This window comes from Catellatospora sichuanensis (assembly GCF_007483665.1).
Classification (GTDB): domain Bacteria; phylum Actinomycetota; class Actinomycetes; order Mycobacteriales; family Micromonosporaceae; genus Catellatospora; species Catellatospora sichuanensis.
In genome coordinates this window covers 188,443-205,660 of record NZ_ML660188.1, presented here as the reverse complement: position 1 = coordinate 205,660, position 17,218 = coordinate 188,443, and the positions used below count along the sequence as shown (strand labels likewise).

Below are 17,218 nucleotides of genomic sequence, written 5' to 3'. Positions count from 1 at the left end.
CCCAGGCCTGCCGCGGCGGCCCGGATGATCTCGCTCGCCGAATGATCGATGCTGCTGCCGCAGCGCTCCGGGCAGGGCGTATCGTCCAGCACGGTGGCCGATCATCCGTGCGGCGCACCGGTCGACATGGAGGTGTCGGTGACCGAGTCGGTGGCGCACAACGCGCCGGAAAGCGCCCTGCCGGCAGGGCTGGCGGTGAGCCACCAGACCGCCCTGGACATCATGGGCATCGCGATCGTGTGCTACTCCGTCCTGATCGAGCAGGAGGAAGGCCGCCCCGCTCCCGACGCCGGCCGGCTGTCGCAGTGGGAACACGAGCTCGAAGCCGTCGCCGAGCTGCGGCGCACGCTCGACCCGCGGGACACCGCCCGCGTGCGGCGCCTCGCCGACGAGCACGCCGCCCTGGTACGCCGCCTCGACAGGTTGATCGAGGACAGCTGACCCGGCGCATCCGGCATCCCGCGTGAATCGCCCGATCGGGCTGATGGGGAGCGCGGGTGACGAACCTGCCGTACGGCTGTGGCCGCTGTTGCTCCAGTCACGCCCCGACCCGGCGTGATCTCCGTCCGGAGGGCATTCCCGAAGAAACGAGGATGTGGGAGAAATCTGAGTAAAGCGCAGAATACTCAGATTTCCCGTTTTGGTCGGTTAGGCTGGCGGCTCGTGTGATCTCAGCCCGCAAGGTGCCTTGGGAGGGCGATGTGACGCCACTGGCCGTGGGCGGCCTGCCCCTGATCCGACGACCGGCGATGGTGCCGGCCGTGCTGACGTTGACCGGAGTAGTGCTGGCCGCCGTGACCCTGGCGCAAGTGCCGCTCGCCATGGAGAAGACCCCGTTCTGGGTGATGACGTTCCTGGCGCTGGCCGCCGCGACCGTCACCTACCTGCCGGCCTCCGGCAAGGCCACCGGCGCGGTGATCAGCCCGTCCCTGGTGTTCACCTTCGCGATCCTGCTGTGCTGGGAACTCGGCCCGGCGATCGTGGTCCAGACGCTGGCCGTGGCCGTGATCGCCATCCGGGCCCGGCAGCCATGGCGCGACGCCGTGCTCGGCGCCGCCCGCTACGCCGCCGCCTTCGGGGCCGCATACCTGGTGCTGCTGGTCGGCGAGCCCGACCCGTTCCACACGGTGACCTCGGCCGACCTGATCAACGACACCCTCGCCGTTGCCGGCGCGGCGCTCGCCTTCGTGGCCGTCTACGGCTGGCTGGTCATGGTGACCCAGCCGCGCACGGCGCATGCTGGCGGCCGCGCCCAGCCGCCGGAGAGCCTGCGCGAACGCCTGACGAACATGCGCGACCCGGCCGTACACCTCGGCGCGCTGACCATGCTGAGCCCCGTGCTCGCGGTCACCGGCCACGTCAGCCTCGGCTTCGTGCCACTGGTGATCATGCCGCTGTACGCGGTCGAGCGCATGGCGCGCCTGTCGACCGAACGCCAGCGAGCCGCGCTCACCGACCCGCTGACCGGCCTGGGCAACCGGGCCAGCCTGCAGTCGGCGTACACCGAGGCGCTGGCCGAGCCGCTGCGCCACGGCCAGGGCCCGACCCTGCTTCTGCTCGACCTCGACGGCTTCAAGTACGTCAACGACTCGCTCGGCCACGAGACCGGTGACCAGCTGCTGACCGCAGTCGCGGAGCGGCTGCGCGGCGGGCTGCCGACCGGTGCGCTGGTCGCCCGGCTCGGCGGGGACGAGTTCGGCGTACTGCTCGACGAGTCCGACGCCGACCGGGCACTGCTGGCGGCCCAGCGCATCAGCGCCGCCGTCAACGGCCCGGTGCGCCTCAGCGGCCTCGAGGTCGAGGTCACGGCCGCGGTCGGGGTCGCCGTCAGCCCGCAGCACGGCGAGGACTTCGCCACCCTGATGCGCCACGCCGACATCGCCATGTACGAGGCCAAGCGCGACAACGTCTGCGTGGCCCTCTACCGCCCCGGCACCGACCGGCACCCGCAGCGCCTGGCCCTGCTGGACCAGGTGCGCCACGCCATCGTTACCGAGGACCGCGAACGCATCGCCGTGCACTACCAGCCGCAGGCCGACCTGGTCAGTGGCCGGATCGTCGGTGTGGAGGCACTGCTGCGCTGGACCGACCCGACCGGCCGGCCCGTCTCGCCCGCCACCGTGATCTCGGTCGTCGAGCACACGCCGGTGATGCACCAGCTCACCGACCGCATCATCGACGACGCCGTCGCCCAGGCCGGGCGCTGGCGGGCGGCGGGCCTCGACCTGCGTACGTCGGTCAACGTCAGCATCCGGGACCTGTTCCGCGACGACCTCGTCGCGCGGCTGCGCGATCGGCTGGCCGAGCACCGCGTACCGGCCCGTCTGGTGCAGCTGGAGATCACCGAGAGCGCTCTGATGGCCGACCCGGCCCGCGCCATGCGGACCATCGACCAGCTGCGCGACCTCGGGGTCGGCCTGGCGCTGGACGACTTCGGCACCGGGTTCTCGTCCCTGCAGCACCTGCGGATGATCCCGCTCGACGAGATCAAGATCGACCGGTCGTTCGTCTCGGGCATGACCTCCGACCAGCACGACAGCGCGATCGTGTCGTCGGTCATCGCGCTCGCGGGGACCCTGGGGCTGCGTACCGTCGCCGAAGGCATCGAGGACGCGCAGACCCGGCGGCAGCTGCGCGCGGCGGGCTGCTCGCTGATGCAGGGCTACCTGCTCTCGCCCGCCGTGCCCGCCGAGCGCATCCCGCAGCTGGTCGCCGATGCCGCAGCGGCGTCGCTCGCCGGTGCCGACGAGCCGGCGGAGACGTCCACACTGGTCTCCGCGCTCCCGGGGCAGCAGGCCGCGCGCTGGTGACTGGCTGACCGACACACTGTTCACGCGACTGCCAGCGTTCGATCGACGGCCGACCGTTGACTGAATCCTGCGCGGCCCGGCGAGCTGCCGAGCCGCGCGGGCGGACGATCGATCAGTACGGGTGTGGGTCGACCACCCGGTGCACGTATGTGCCCAGGCGAAGAGCCTGCACGCTGGGGTGCTGATCGCCGATCGCATCGGCCAGCTCCCTGATCACAGGATCCGGCCTGGCATCCGAGCCGGTGCCGCCCTGTGCCTGCCGCATCAGCGCGAGGTTGGCCCGGCAGCGCAACGTGTCTGCGTGTCGTCGCCCGAGCGTCGAGGCAAGGAAGGTGAGCGTGTCCGCAGTGAGCGCGGCTCCCTTGGCCAGGTCGTCGTTCTCGGCCAGACACACCGCGTGGTTCATCTGTGCGGCCAGGGTGAACGGGTGGTCGGGAGCAAGCTTCAGGGCGAGGTGTTCGGCCGCCCGCTGGGCCAACTCCCGCGCGCCGTCGGCGTTGCCGGTCGAGCGGCAGACCGCCGCGAGGTTGCTCATACAGATCAGGGTGTGCGGATGCTCCTCACCGAGCAATGCGCTGAAAGACGTGACGATGGTTCGCAGCTCCAGTTCCGCGGCCCTGTTATGGCCGGTGGCGAGCAGTGTGAGCGCACGGCTGAGCCGGCAGGCCAGGGTTTGCGGGTGGTCCGGCCCCAAACTGAAGCGCAGCTGCTCGTAGGCCGATTGCAGCAGCGTGAGCGCCTCGGTGGCGTCACCGGCCGCCAGGACGGACACCGCCAGGTTGGTCTGGGCGTTGAAGGCCTCGACGCGGTCGGGTCCGCGGTTGGCGACGATGTCGCCATACACCCTCCGCAGCAGGCTGACCGACTCGGCGTACCTGGCCGCGTCGCGAAGGTCGCGGCCCAGGCACGAGGCCGAGTGCAGGGTGGCCGGATGGTCCTCGCCCAGTAGTTCTTGCTTGCTCTGGAGGGTTGTCTGATCGCGCTCAAGGGCCGCCTGGTAGTCGCCCATCAACCGGAGGGAGACCGCCAAATTGGTCGACGCGTTCAGTGTGAGGTTGTCGTGCTCGCCGAATACATCGACCCAGGCGTCATACAGGACGCGGTCCATTTCCAGAGCGGCCGCGTATTCGCCGAGCCCGCGCAGGTCGGCGGCCAGGCTGCCGTTCGTGCGCAGGGTCTGCGGGTGGTGGGCGCCGAGCAGTCGGCGTTGCTCGTCCAGGACGAGTTCGTCGAGCGTGCGTGCGGCCTGGAACCGCGAGGTGGCGCGCAGGATGTTGGCGATGTTGAACTGAAGCTCCAACAGCTGGTGCTGCAGCCCCGTGTCGGGTTCGGTGTCGTCGGCCAGGCGCCGGCGCCAGTCTGCGGAAATCCGGTCGGCCAGACTCTCCGCCTCACGGGGCTCACCGCTCTGGTCGAGGAAGCGCACCCGGTCGATCAGCAGCCGGCGAACCTTCGCGTCGGTGCAGGTGACCGCCTCGGAAACCACCAGGTGCGGCCAGAGCAGGCGGAGGGCCTCCCAGTTCTTCGGGTCGTCGACCGAGCCGTCCGGCCGGGCGGCTGCGAGGATGAGGTGCGCCTCGTGCCGGGTGTCGATCAGCTCCTCGGGTGTCATGCGTTCCTGCACGATCTGCTGCAGGAGGCGGTGGACGTGGATCTGCTTCGAGTGCGTGTCGAGTTTGATCAGCGCAAGTTTGTTGAGGTGGTTCGTGAGGACGCCCCGCATGAGCGGGTCAGACATGGCCGGCTCGGTCGACGCCAGCGCGAGCCCCATGCGGTCGCTGTTGAGCAGGTCGAACGCGACCTCCGAAGCGAGCACGGAACACAGCTGGAACATGCGGTACGCGGCGGGGGACCGCTCCGCCAGCCGGTTCAGCGACAGGGTCCACGTCGTCTGGACCGAGTGCGTGGTGGCGGTGCCGTCCTCGACGGCGCGAAGGTAATCGGCGACGGGGGTGCTGGACTCCGCGAGGAGCGCCCCGGCGGCGGCGATGGCGATGGGAAGATCGCCGAGAGCCGTCGCGATCCGTTCCGCCTCGTCCGCGGTGAGTGAGGAAAGCCTGAGCCGGAGGTGGGCGACGCTCTCCTCCCTCTTGAAGACGTCGATGTGCAGCGGTTGTGCCCGGTCGCTCCAGTCCCGGTTGCGGGAGGTGATCAGCACGTGACCACCGCCGTGCGGTAGCAGGGGGCTCACCCGCGCGAGGTCCTCGGCGTTGTCGAAGATCAGCAGCCAGCGCCCGGAGTGCTCGGCACCGCTGAGCGCCTGCAGGACGTGGCGAATGTTGTCGGTCGCGCCGGGGTCGAAGCCGACGCCGAGCCGATCACCGAGTTCGAGCAGCGCGGAGTCGACGAACTGCGGCGGGTCGGCGGTAACCCACCAGACGACGTCGTATGCGGCCCCGAAGCGGTACGCGTATTCCAACGCGAGCTGGGTCTTGCCCACCCCGCCCTGGCCCTGAACCGCGACCGGCAGCACGACGGCCGAACCCGCAGATCGCAGCTGGGCGCGCAGGTCACGCAGCACGCTGTCCCGGCCGGTGAACCGCGGGTTGCGCGCGGGCGCGCTGAACACGCGGTGGGCCTCGCCGGGGAACCGGATCCTGGCCGACGCCAGCTGGTCGCCGGGAGGGCGTCCGACCAGGCGCAGGACGCGGGCAGCCGCATCAGCGGCGGAATGGCCCGCGATGAACGCCGAGTCTTCCAGCGCCACGCTGCTCCACGCACGCACGTCGGCGACGTAGACCGCCAGCGGCGCGGCCTGCCCCACGGGCTCGGGGAGCACCGGAGCCGCCCGGTAGTCCGACGAGATGATCGACAGTCTGCGCCGGCCCGGTTGGTCCGAGGGCACGGCGACGGTGTCGCTGCCGGCGAGGCTCACCCTGAGCCCTACGGCGACGAGCAGCTTCTCGATCCATTCCGCCCACACCTCGTCGCGCGGGCTGTAACACAGAAGGATCTCGTGCGTCTCCACCCGCCGCTTGAATCGTTCGAGTTCGCGTATGCGCACCGCCTCCTCCATCGGCGGCATGTGGTCCACCAGGCCGTCGGTGATGTACGCGGTGAGCTTCTCGTAGGCGCCGAGCATGGAGTTCGGAGAACCGGGAACGTCACCGAAGGTCGCCAGGATCTCCTCGTACGCGTAAAAGGCCCGATAGGGCACCTCCACGGTCCTCCAGTACTCGGCGCGATCCTCGGGGGTGGGCAGCACCGGCAGGTCCATGAAGCGGTGCTTGGCCAGCCGGCGCCCGGCGTCGGCCCGCTCCTTCTCGGCCGTGTCGATACGCATCGGAACGGGCAGCACCCGGATCTTGCGTGGCTGCTGGGCCATGGCCACCTGGGTCGCGACCTCAGCCGCCCCGTCGATGCCCTGCTCGCTGAAGGTGAAGCAGTCCACGAGCGTGTCCGGCAGGTGGAGGGTGCAGATGTCGGCCACGTCGCTCAGGCCGGTGCGGCTGTCGATGAGGGTGTAATCGTAGTTCTGCTTCATGTTCGCTCGCAGGGCGGTGAAGAAGTCCGCGCCGTCAAGGCGGTTGTAGAAGGTGTCCCAGTCAAGCCCGCTGAGGGCGACCGCGTAATAGGTGTTCTGGTTGCCGGCCGCGAGGAAGTCGATCCTGCCGCCGTTGGGGAACTCCCATTGCACGGGAAAAGCGAGGTGCGACACCTTGGCGTACTCGATCAGCCAGTCCGATGGACGTTGCGTGTTGTTGCGTGCCTGGTCCTCGTATTGGCGGACCATGTCGATGACGCCTGGCGCCTTCCGGACGGCCTCCGCGCTGAGGAAGGGCCTGAAGAATCGATGCAGCCCGGGTGACTCCAGGTCCCAGTCCGCGACCAGCACCCGCTTGCCGCTGGCGGCGAGGATCCAGGCGACATTGGCGAGCGCCATGGTGCGGCCCGTCCCGCCCTTGAAGGAGTAGAACGTCACGATCTGGCCGGAAGCCGTCTCAATCATCAGAATCGGTGCCCGTCTCTGAGGAGTGGGTGACCCGTGTTCACGCGGTGTCGGCCGCGTGGGGCGTTTTCGGAATCGATCGTGATCGAGCAGAGTCGAGTTGTTGGCTACTGTCCATTCTCGATGACGCGTGGCCGCAATCGTCGTATCGGCGTGGCGAAACTCCGCAAGTCTGCTCGGCGGTGGCGCCGGCCGGCGCACCGGGCAGCGTGGTGCCAAGGCACCGCCGCTGAAGGCCGTACAGGCGGTGGTGTGCCGATGGCGAGGGTGGCGCGAAGTCGGCCCCGGTGTGTTCGTCAGAAGCTGCTGAGCAGCTTCACGAAGGCCTCGTCGATCTTCTCGGGGTCCTTGGCGTCGAACGCCTTGCCCGCGCCGGCGGCCGCGATCTTCTGCAGGGTCGGCAGGTCGGAGGCCTCGTCGAAGGCGATGCAGAACACCTTCACCGGCCGGTCGGGGTCGAGTTCGATGTCGCGCAGCAGCTTGGCCAAGTCGTTGTCCTCGGGGTACTCGTTCTCCCCGTCGGTCAGCACCACCACCGCGTTGATCCGGTTGCGGTCGTAGTTCTCGAGCATGTGCTGGTGAGCCGCACGGATGGTCGTGTACAGCGCGGTGCCGCCCCCGGAGCGCATCGTGTCCAGTTTCGCGCCGAACTGGCGGTCGTCCAGTCGCGACAGCGGCAGCTGTACGCGGTAGGGCAGCGACGATCCGCCCTGCTTGTTGGAGAACGCCCACAGCCCGACCCGGTCCTCGCTGTTGAGGAGCTTGATGCCGTTCTTGGCGGCGTCCGTCGCGTATTGGAGGCGGGTTTTGGTGTCGGTCACCTTGTTGGCCGTCATCGAGCCGGACACGTCGACCGCCATCAGGATGTTGGCCTTCTTGCGCAGGGTCGCCCAGCTCGTCTTGATGCCCTGCACGACCTCCGGCGACGGCGGGTCGAAGTAGACGCCCGCGGCCTGCTTTCCCCCCACGACCCGGACCAACTCGTCGGACGCGGCCTGCTCGTGGTCGCGGAACCCGATCGCGGCGAACTCCCGCTGCTGGGGCTCGTCCTGCAGGAACGCGAGGAAGTCCGCGGCGGCCGCCCGCTGTACGTCGCTGGCCTGCGGCAGCACCACGTACGGGTGGTCGAGGTTGAAGGTGCCCTCCTTCGGATACAGCGCCACCAGCGGCTCGCGGGGCTTGCGATTGTCGCTCAGCGCGCCGGTGTTGTAGAGGTAGACCAGCTCCTCCTGGGTGACGACCGCGCTCAGGTCGGAGCCGGCGGCGTTCCCGTCGACCTCGGCGAGGTCGGCGGCGGCCAGTGCGCGCAGCAGGTCGACCACGTCGTCGCTGTAGTGCGAGACGTTCGCCTCGATCTGGCGCACGAACCTGGTCACCTTCGGGTCGCGCACGTCGGCGGCGGTCAGGTCGCTGGAGGTGTTGGTCGCGGCGTAGTAGGTCGCGATGGTCGCGGCCAGACCCGAGGTGGACAGGTTCGGGTTGTCCTTGCCGAAGGTGAACCGCTTCCATTCGGGCTTGCCGAACTCGGCCCAGCCCTTCTCGCCGGACATGCCGAGGATGTCGCCCCAGCCCAGTGCGCCCTGTTGCTGCAGGTACCGCGCCTTGGTGGCGGGCATGGCGATGACCAGAGGGCTGTTGGCGATCGACTCGTACTCGCCGGCAGTCTGCTCCTCGCGCTTGTTGGCCCGGTCGAGCAACTGAAGCTGCCCGGTCCACAGCGTCGAAGTCGGCAGCCACACCTGCGGCCGCGGGCTACGGCTGCCGGACAGCGCGGTCCAATCACCGGCCAGTGCCTCCATGGCCTGCCCGGAGGTGATGCCGGTGACGGCGATGTCGGCGCACCGGCCGTCGAAGCGCCGTCTGCTGCCGTTGTAGCGCTCGGCCAGGTCCTCGACGAGGTCGCTCTTCTCGGTGGAGGAGACGACGTCGAGCGCGACGCAGTCGCTGCGGTCACCGGCCACGGCGGACACGTATACGTAGGAGCCCGCGATCAGGGCGAAGCCGACGGTCGCGGCGAAGGCGACCGGCAGCCACCTCTGGGTCCGGCGCGAGGCCATGGCATTCCTCCTGTGTCGCGGTGGGGTCAGCGCTCGGCCGGGCCGGGTGCGCCGTCGTCGAGCGCGACGGCGGTGAACAGGCGCACCAGGTAGACGACGACGAGCACGCCCCCGCCGACCACCGCTCCGGTACTGGTCTGCGCGGAGGGAACGTAACCGGCCGCGAAGCCGCCAGCGCCGAGCACGAGCGCGGTGGCGATGCCGACCGGGTCGCCGACCTGCCGCAACAGCCGCCGCGACCGGGACGCCCGGCCTACGGACGCCGACTGCCGCCCGCCCGGCGCGGGCGAGTGCTGGTCGTGTCCGCCCGCCGACTGCGGCGTGATCGCGGTGGGCTGGGGCGCGGTCCTGGTGGCCGAGGGCTGCGGCACCGTAGGGGCCTGCGGCGGCGCCGCGTTCGGATCGGTCGGCAGGCGGGGCGCGGTGACGGTCGGCGCGGCGGGCTGTGCGGCGGTCGCCGTGACGGTCGGCTGGGGGGCGGTCGCCGTCGGCGCGGTCGCTGTGGCGGTGGCGGAGTCGTGGCCCGGCTGGAGCAGGGCCGTCGCCGCGTCGCTGCCCTCCTGGAGCGCCTCGACCAGCGGCACCGGCGCGGCCGGGGTGGCCTCGTGGCCGAGCAGGCGCATGAGCAGCTGCTGCGCGGTCGGCCGGGCCTGCTGGTCCTTGGCAAGGCAATCGACGACCAGTTCGCGCAGGGTCCCGGACAGGTTGTCCAGATCGGGTGGCTCGGACAGCACGCGCGCCATCACGGTCGCCATCGAGTCGTGCCCGAACGGGCCGCGACCAGACGAGGCGAACCCGATGGTCGCGGCCCACCCGAAGATGTCGCATGCCGGACCGACGTCCACGTTGTGGAAGCGCTCCGGGGCCATGTACGGCACGGTGCCCATGACGTGCCCGGACATGGTCTCCGCGCCGAGCGCGCGGGCGATGCCGAAGTCGATGACCCGCGGACCGTCGCCGCCGAGGATGACGTTGTCGGGTTTGAAGTCGCAGTGCACGATCCCGGCCTGGTGGATCGCGGCGAGCGCGGTCGCGGTGCCGACGGCGAGCCGGTAGAGCGCGTTGTCGGCGAGGGGCCCGTGGTCGCGGACCTGCTTGTGCAGCGTCGGTCCGGCGATGTACTCGCTGACGACGTACGGCAGCTCGGTGTCGATCTCGGCGTAGAGGATCTGGGCGGTGCAGAACGGGGTGACCCGCCGGGCGGCGGCGATCTCCTTGGCGAACTGCGCCTTGGCCTTGGGGTTGTGCTGCAGGTCGACGTTGATCGTCTTGACCGCGACGCGGCGCTCGCTGCCGTCGGCGCCGAGGTAGACGACGCCCTGGCCGCCCTTGCCGAGCCGCCCGAGCAGCCGGTACGGGCCGAGGGTGCGGGGATCGTGGCCGGTCAGCGGACTGACGTCGGGTACGGGGTCGTGCGCCGTGCCGCCCATCTGCCCTCCTGAATCCCGATGATCCACCAACGAGCCGCAAGGATAGCGCCGCCGGTCCACTGCGGTGACCCGGAGGTGAGGTCTCCTCACGGGATGGACGGCCGCTCCGAATAGGAAACCAATCTTGCCTATCGACGGATGTTCAGTTAAGAATGTTTACGAACGGTTTCACCAGGTGGTCCTGGAGGGGCAGAACCCGTTCCTCGGCCCGCTATGCACGAAACCGGAGGAACCGTCGTGTCCAGAACTCTGCATGCCGCCGCCAGGTGGTGGCTCGCCGCGCTCGCCGCCCTGCTCACCGCGATCACCGCCACCGTCGTCGCGGGCCCGGGCACCGCGCAGGCCGCACCCGCGTTCAAGGTGCTCGCCTTCTACAACGGCACCTGGGACGCCGCGCACATCGACTTCGACAAGGAGGCGCTGGTCTGGTTCCCGCAGGCCGCCGCACAGCACAACTTCACCTGGGAGGCCACCACCGACTGGGGCCGGCTCAACACCGGCAACCTCGCCCAGTACAAGGTGATCATGTTCCTGGACGACGCACCGCCGTCCGGGCAGCGGGCCGCGTTCCAGCAGTACATGCAGAACGGGGGTGCGTGGATGGGCTTCCACGTCGCCGCGTTCAACACCGATCCGAACACCTGGAGCTGGTACTACAACACGTTCCTGGGCACCGGCGCCTTCGTCTCCAACACCTGGGGACCGACCAGCGTCACCATGCGTACCGAACGCGCCCACCCGTCCACCTCGCGGCTGCCCGCCACCTGGACCTCGGCGGTCAGCGAGTGGTACTCGTGGCGCAACGACCTGCGCAACAACCCGAGCATCGACATCCTGGCCTCGATCGACCCCGGCAGCTACCCGGTCGGCACCGACCCGAACCAGACCTGGTACAGCGGCTACCACCCGCTCATCTGGACCAACCGCAACTACCGGATGCTGTACGCGAACTTCGGGCACAACGCGATGAACTACAGCACCAACACCCGGCTGTCCTCGACCTTCGCCAGCGAGGTGCAGAACCGCTGGCTGATCGACGGCCTGCTGTGGCTGGGCGGGGCCACCACCGGCCCCAGCCCCTCGGCCTCCCCGGCGCCGTCGGCGTCATCCGGGCCGATCTCGCCGACCGCGTGGTACAGCGTGGTCAACCGCAACAGCGGCAAGTGCGTCGACGCCCGCGCCGCGGCGTCGGCCAACGGCACCGCGATCCAGCAGTACACCTGCAACAACTCCACGGCGCAGCAGTTCCGCTTCCAGCCCACCACCGGCGGGTACGCCCACCTCGACAGCCGCCTCAACAGCGCCCGCTCGCTGGACGTGACCAACGTGTCCACGGCCGACAACGCGCCGATCCAGCTGTGGACCTACAGCGGCGGCCTCAACCAGCAGTGGCAGCCCGTCGCCGAGGGCGGCGGCTACTACCACCTGGTCAACCGCAACAGCGGCAAGTGCCTCGACGTGCCCGCCGCGTCCATCGCCGACAGCGTCCAGCTCGTGCAGTACGCCTGCAACGGCACCGGCGCGCAGTCGTTCCGGCTGGTGCAGCAGCCGTAGATTGCAGGGAAGGGCGAGCGGGCCGGTGCCACGGGCACCGGCCCGCTCCGTCGTTACCGGCCGGTCAGGCACCCCGCCGCGTAACGCGTACAGCCGCCATTAGAGTGAGCGCGCACCTGGATCGAGCGCAACGCATGCCCCCTCCCTGCGTTCAAAGGAATTCCAGCTCATGGCCCGTAAGGTGAGCCTCCGCGCCCGGCTGCGCTACTGGTTCGACAACACCATGTCGCGCGGCACCACCGGGCTCATCGGCTGGCTCGCCGTCGCCTCCTTCGGGCTGGTCCTCGTCGTCACGGTGGCCATCGAGATCGTCGACCCGGCCGGCGCGGGCGAAGACCCGCTGCGGCTGCTGTGGAAGACCTTCGTCACCGCCTTCAGCCTGTCTGCGCCGACCGATGACGGGTGGGTGGTGCTGCCGTTCTGGTTCGTGCTGGCCCTCGGCGGCATCTTCGTGGCGAGCGCGCTGATCGGTCTGCTCACCAGCGGTATCAACCGCCGCCTGGAGCAGCTGCGCAAGGGCCGCTCCGCGGTGCTCGAACGCGACCACACCGTGGTGCTCGGCTGGTCCGACCAGATCTACACGGTGATCACCGAGATGGTGGAGGCGAACGCGAGCCGCCGCCGCGCCGCCGTGGTCGTACTGGCCGAGCAGGACAAGGTCACCATGGAGGACCGGGTCGAGCACCGGATCGGCGACACCGGCCGTACCCGGCTGATCTTCCGCACGGGCAGCCCGCTGGACCTCAAGGACCTGGAGATGGTCAACCTCAACGAGGCCCGGTCGATCATCGTGCTGGCCCCGGACGGCGCGAGCGCCGAGGACGCCGACGCGTACGTGCTCAAGACCCTGCTCGCGATCAACAAGGGCCCGGCGTTCCGGGGCCGCCCGCACCACGTCGTGGCGGCGGTGCGCGACAGCCGCAACCGGGCCGTGGCCAAGCTGGCCGGCGGCGACGCGGTCGTGCTCGACGGCGACGACATCGGCGCGCGGCTCATCGTGCAGACCGCCCGGCAGTCCAAGCTGTCGGTGGTCTACCACGACCTGTTCGACTTCGGCGGCGACGAGATCTACATGACCGTCGAGCCGAGCCTGGTCGGGCGGCCGTTCGCGCAGGCGCTGCTGGCGTACAAGCAGTGCTGCCCGCTGGGCCTGCTGCTGGCCGACGGCAAGACCGTGCTCAACCCGCCGCCGGGCACCGTGATCAGCCCGGGCGACCGGATCGTGCTGCTGGCGCGCGACGACTCGATGATCACCCTGGCACCCGCGCCGTTCGCCGTCGACGACACCGCGATCGTGCACGGAGTACGCGGCCCCGCCGCCCCGGAGAGCACGCTGATCCTGGGCTGGAACCGGCGCGCCGCCCGGATCGTCGAGCAGCTCGACGTGTATGTCGCGGCCGGGTCCACGGTGGACGTGGTCACCGACCGGGCGGACGCGACCCCGGCCGTGGGGCGGCTGGCGCCCCGGCTGCGCCGCCTGGTGATCCGGTCGAAGGCGGGCGACACCCGTGACCGCGGGGTGCTGGAGACCCTGGACGTGGCGTCGTACCAGAACGTCATCGTGCTGTCCGACGACGACCTGGACGCGCTCACCGCCGACTCGCGGGTGCTGGTCACCCTGCTGCACCTGCGTGACATCCTGGCCGGGCGCGGGCCCGGCTCGATCGTCAGCGAGATGCGCGACGACCGCGACCGGGCCCTGGCCCAGCTGACCAAGGCCGACGACTTCGTGGTGAGCGAGCAGCTGGTGAGCCTGCTGATGACGCAGATCTCGGAGAACCGCCACCTGGAGTCGGTCTTCGCGGACCTGTTCGACGCCGACGGCGCGGAGATCTACATCCGTCCCGCGAGCTACTACCTGCGGGCGGGTGTGACGATCACGTTCGCGACGGTGGTCGCCGCGGCGGCCCGGCGCGGGGAGGTCGCCATCGGCTACCGGGTGACCGACAGCGGCGACGAGCACGGTGTGGTCCTGAACCCCGACAAGGAGCAGGTCATGCCGCCCATCGACCGGGTGATCGTGCTGTCGAGCAGCTGACCGGCACCCCCTCCGGCGGGGCGGTGCCGGTGCTGCGCCCGGTGGTCAGTTTCCGCCGCGGGTCGGCGGCTCACCCGACGGCGGCTCGTTCGTGCGGTCGGGTGCGGCCGGGGGCAGGTTCCGGCCGCGGCTGCGGGACTTGTACGACGAATCCGAGGACGAATACTTCGCCGCCCGCGCGATCATGCCGCGTTCGGTCTGCTGCGCCAGGTAGTTCAGCGACGAGACCTCCTCGTCCAGATCGGCGCGCAGGTAGTCGGGCGCGTCGGCCAGCGCGCCGGTCACCGCGCCCTGCGCCCGGCGGATCTCGCCCAGCGCCGCGTCGGACGCTCCCGCGCTCAGGTGCCGCGAGGCCCGGCGCTTGGCCTCCTGCACGCGCAGGTACACCAGCTCGGTGCGCACCACCGGGTCCGGGACCCGGCCCGCGGCCTGGTCGCCGGGAACCACGTTGACGTGCAGCGGCACGGTCACCGTGTGCTGGGTCAGGCCCGGCAGCTCGACCCAGGTGAACTCGCACGTCGCGACCTGGGCCAGGCCGAGCGCGGCGATCGCCGGGATGTCGAACACCAGCAGCAGTTTGCGAGTCTCGTCGGCGTAGAACGCGCCCAGCTCGGCGAGCACGGTCTTGCCCGTCGCCGTCACCGGCAGGTCGTTGACGATCTGCACCGCCCGTACCTCGGGCGACAGCGTGATCTGCAGCGACGCCGCCTGCGCGGTCTGCGACAGCAGCCCCTCGACCTCGCCGGCGATCTGCGCGGAGGCGGTGTCGGCCTCCTCGGCGAACAGTTCGTTGCCCACGCCGCCCCGGGCGATCGCGGACAGCAGCCGCTCGTCGTAACCCAGTCCGAACCCGAGCGTGGACGAGGTGACCTTGTCCGCGTACGCCTTCGCGGCCACGCCGCCGAGCGCCTCCGGATCGGTGACGCCCGCGTTGGCGTGCCCGTCCGACACCAGTAGCAGCCGCGCCCCGCCTGCCCCGGCGACCCGCTTGGCCTCCTGCAGCCCGCGCAGGTAGCCGGCGGACAGATCCGTGTTGCCCCGCGCCTGCAGCTCCGCGATCGCCCGCTTGACCGCGAGCTTGTCGGTCAGCTTCCCGGCCGGGACGGTCAGCTCGACCCGGTCGTCGAAGGCGACCAGCCCGAAGTTGTCCTGCGGGTCGAGCCGGTCGATCAGCCCGATCAGCGCCGTCTTCGCGCCTTCCAGCCGCGCGCCGCGCATCGAGCCGCTGCGGTCGAGCACCACCTCCAGCGTCTGCGGCGGCCGAGGGCCGGCGGTGGCCGGGGCGGGTGGCGCGGTCAGCTCGATGAGCACCGACAACTGGTCGTCGGTCTCCACGGCGACGACGTCGACATCCAGATGCGCAGAGATGTGCACGGGGTCTCCTTCGGACGGGGAAACGGGGCCGGGTGCACAGTAGGCGACCGGGTCGAGTGCGGGAGCGATCCATTCGCACGGTGGTAACGCCTTTGCACGAGCATGATCACGCGTTCTAGGGTGCGTGCGTGCGTGACATACCCCGGGTCGTGTGGATCCTTGCCGTCGGGCGGTTCGTCAACGCCGCCGGATCCTTCGTCTTCACCTTCCTGTTCCTCTACCTCACCGGTCCGCGGCAACTGACGCTGGAACAGGCCGGGCTGATCAGCGGCGCGCTGGGCGTCGGGCTGCTGGCCGGGAACTTCACCGGAGGACGGTTCGGCGACCGGTACGGCCACCGCCGGGTCATGCTGCTCGCCTCCACCGTCGCCGGCGTGGTCACCCTGCTCATCCCGTGGACGCCGGTGGCGCTGCTCGCCGTGTCGACCGCGCTGCTCGGGTACAGCGGCGCGACCGCGGGCACCTCGCAGGGCGCGCTGACCGCGCTGGCCGTGCCGGCGGGCGACCGGCGGCGGGCCGTCGCGATCAGCCGGGCCGCGTTCAACGCCGGCTGCGTCATCGGACCGCCGGTCGGCGCGCTGCTCGCGGTGGAGCACTTCACGGCCCTGTTCGTCATCGACGGCCTGGTCATCCTGGCCGTCCGGGCGGTCACCGCGGCGCTGCTGCGGGCCGAACCCGAGCGGCAGACCACGACCGCCGGGGACCGTCCCGCCGGGCTGTGGCGCAGCGTGCTCGCCGACCGCGGCCTGCTGATGCTGCTGCCCGCGATCGTCGTGGTCGACGCCGTCTACCGCCAGCTGTACTCGACGCTGCCCGTCTACCTGCGCGACAACGGCCAGCAGCTGACCGTGTACGCGACCGTGCTCGCCGTCGGCTCCGGGCTCATCCTGCTGCTGGAGATCCCGGTGACCATGCTGCTGCGGCGGCTGCCCGCGGCGGGCATCGTCGCGGTGGGATACGCCCTGGTCGGCGTCGGCATGGCACTGTTCGGCCTCGGCTCCACCGCGGCCGTGGTGATCGCCGCGATGGTGGTGCTGACCGCCGGCGAGATCCTCTACAAGACCACCGCCACCGCGCACGTGCTCGACCGCGCCCCGGCCGAGCTGACCGGCCAGTACCAGGGCCTCTACAGCGGCGCGGCGACCAGCGGCACCATGCTGGCGGCTCCGCTGGGCGCGCTGCTCTACGGCGTCGCCCCGGCCGCGCTCTGGCCCGTGTGCGCCGTGCTCGCCGTCGGTGCTGGACTGCTCGCGTGGCGATCGGGCCGGGCGGCTCCCGCGGAGGCCGACGCCACGGAACCGTTCCTCGCCTGAGTCAGGGCAGACGGCGTCGGCTGGTGCCGTCGGACGGGTGGGGCGAGAATCGAGGGGTGGGCACTGATCGATATCCGTTGGTACGGCGGCTGGTGCGGCCGGTCCTGGCAGTCGGTGGCTGTGCCGCCGTCGCCGCCCTCGCTGCGCTCGCGGGATACGGCAGCCGACTGTGGCTGGCCATCCCGTTGGGAGCGGCCGGGTTCGTCGTGGCCATGTTGATGCCGTTTCTCATGCGCGTGGGCGACACATCGCCCGACGACATCCACGACCGGTGGGGATTGCTCGCCGCGTCGGGCCCGCTCCTGGTGTTCGTGTCCGCGCTGGTGCTGGTTCCGCCGTGGTACGACGGGGTCACGGTCCGCCCGATCGAGGCCGTCGTCGCCGCAGACCTACCCGGTGGGTTCGACCGGCCCGGTCCGCAGCTCGTCCGGTTGAAGGCCGCCGACACCGGCGAAGAACTCGGCGACGTCTGGTTCCACGCCGACCACGACCTCGTCGCGGGGGACCGGGTGACGGCGTACGCCGACCGGCTGGGCTGGTTGCGGGTCAGGGACGGGCAGGGATTCGAGAGCTGGACCGGGGCGGGATACCTGCTCGGCGTCGCGGGGCTCGCCGGCCTGGGGGCGCTGGTGGCCATGCAGGTCCCCGAGGATCGGCTGAGGTACCGGCGCCGCGTGGCCGATGCGGGATGAT

The 17,218-nt window shown here is 70.6% G+C and carries 10 protein-coding genes; 6 read left to right on the top strand and 4 right to left on the bottom strand.

All coding sequences use genetic code 11. The features are described 5' to 3' along the window. The first annotated feature begins 93 nt into the window (after nt 1–93). The gene (locus FLL47_RS09835) at nt 94–441 is read left to right on the top strand and encodes a hypothetical protein (protein WP_144120137.1); all 348 of its coding nucleotides are present in this window, start codon (nt 94–96) and stop codon (nt 439–441) included. 260 nt (nt 442–701) lie between these two features. Next, nucleotides 702–2,810 carry a putative bifunctional diguanylate cyclase/phosphodiesterase gene (locus FLL47_RS09830; RefSeq protein WP_144120136.1) on the top strand — a complete coding sequence of 703 codons (2,109 nt, stop codon included), beginning with the start codon at nt 702–704 and terminating at the stop codon, nt 2,808–2,810. A gap of 112 nt (nt 2,811–2,922) precedes the next feature. Here FLL47_RS09830 and fxsT read toward each other — a convergent pair whose 3' ends face one another. The 3 genes from fxsT to FLL47_RS09815 form a co-directional block, all read right to left on the bottom strand. Then, nucleotides 2,923–6,960 carry an FxSxx-COOH system tetratricopeptide repeat protein gene (gene fxsT, locus FLL47_RS09825; protein ID WP_246157735.1) on the bottom strand — a complete coding sequence of 1,346 codons (4,038 nt, stop codon included), beginning with the start codon at nt 6,958–6,960 and terminating at the stop codon, nt 2,923–2,925. A 95-nt stretch (nt 6,961–7,055) separates the two neighbouring features. Then, on the bottom strand, nt 7,056–8,816 hold the full coding sequence (locus FLL47_RS09820) for a vWA domain-containing protein (protein ID WP_144120135.1): 1,761 nt from the start codon (nt 8,814–8,816) through the stop codon (nt 7,056–7,058). A 26-nt stretch (nt 8,817–8,842) separates the two neighbouring features. Beyond that, nucleotides 8,843–10,246 (bottom strand): serine/threonine-protein kinase, encoded by a 1,404-nt coding sequence (locus FLL47_RS09815; protein ID WP_144120134.1) that lies wholly within the window; start codon nt 10,244–10,246, stop codon nt 8,843–8,845. Between the two features lie 237 nt (nt 10,247–10,483). Here FLL47_RS09815 and FLL47_RS09810 point away from each other — a divergent pair, with 237 nt between their 5' ends. Together FLL47_RS09810 and FLL47_RS09805 are read left to right on the top strand one after the other, a co-directional pair. Beyond that, nucleotides 10,484–11,800 (top strand): ThuA domain-containing protein, encoded by a 1,317-nt coding sequence (locus FLL47_RS09810; protein ID WP_246157734.1) that lies wholly within the window; start codon nt 10,484–10,486, stop codon nt 11,798–11,800. 169 nt (nt 11,801–11,969) lie between these two features. Continuing rightward, on the top strand, nt 11,970–13,838 hold the full coding sequence (locus FLL47_RS09805; protein ID WP_144120132.1) for a CASTOR/POLLUX-related putative ion channel: 1,869 nt from the start codon (nt 11,970–11,972) through the stop codon (nt 13,836–13,838). Between the two features lie 45 nt (nt 13,839–13,883). On the opposite strand, the gene FLL47_RS09800 is transcribed toward FLL47_RS09805, so the two are convergent. Beyond that, nucleotides 13,884–15,212: a vWA domain-containing protein gene (locus tag FLL47_RS09800; RefSeq protein WP_144120131.1), complete on the bottom strand. Its 1,329-nt coding sequence runs from the start codon at nt 15,210–15,212 to the stop codon at nt 13,884–13,886. Between the two features lie 128 nt (nt 15,213–15,340). Here FLL47_RS09800 and FLL47_RS09795 point away from each other — a divergent pair, with 128 nt between their 5' ends. Both FLL47_RS09795 and FLL47_RS09790 read left to right on the top strand, forming a co-directional pair. Continuing rightward, entirely contained in the window at nt 15,341–16,525 is a 1,185-nt protein-coding gene (locus FLL47_RS09795) for an MFS transporter (RefSeq protein ID WP_144120130.1), read from the top strand. Between the two features lie 56 nt (nt 16,526–16,581). Continuing rightward, nucleotides 16,582–17,217 carry a hypothetical protein gene (locus FLL47_RS09790; protein WP_144120129.1) on the top strand — a complete coding sequence of 212 codons (636 nt, stop codon included), beginning with the start codon at nt 16,582–16,584 and terminating at the stop codon, nt 17,215–17,217. Nucleotide 17,218: the final 1 nt, after the last annotated feature.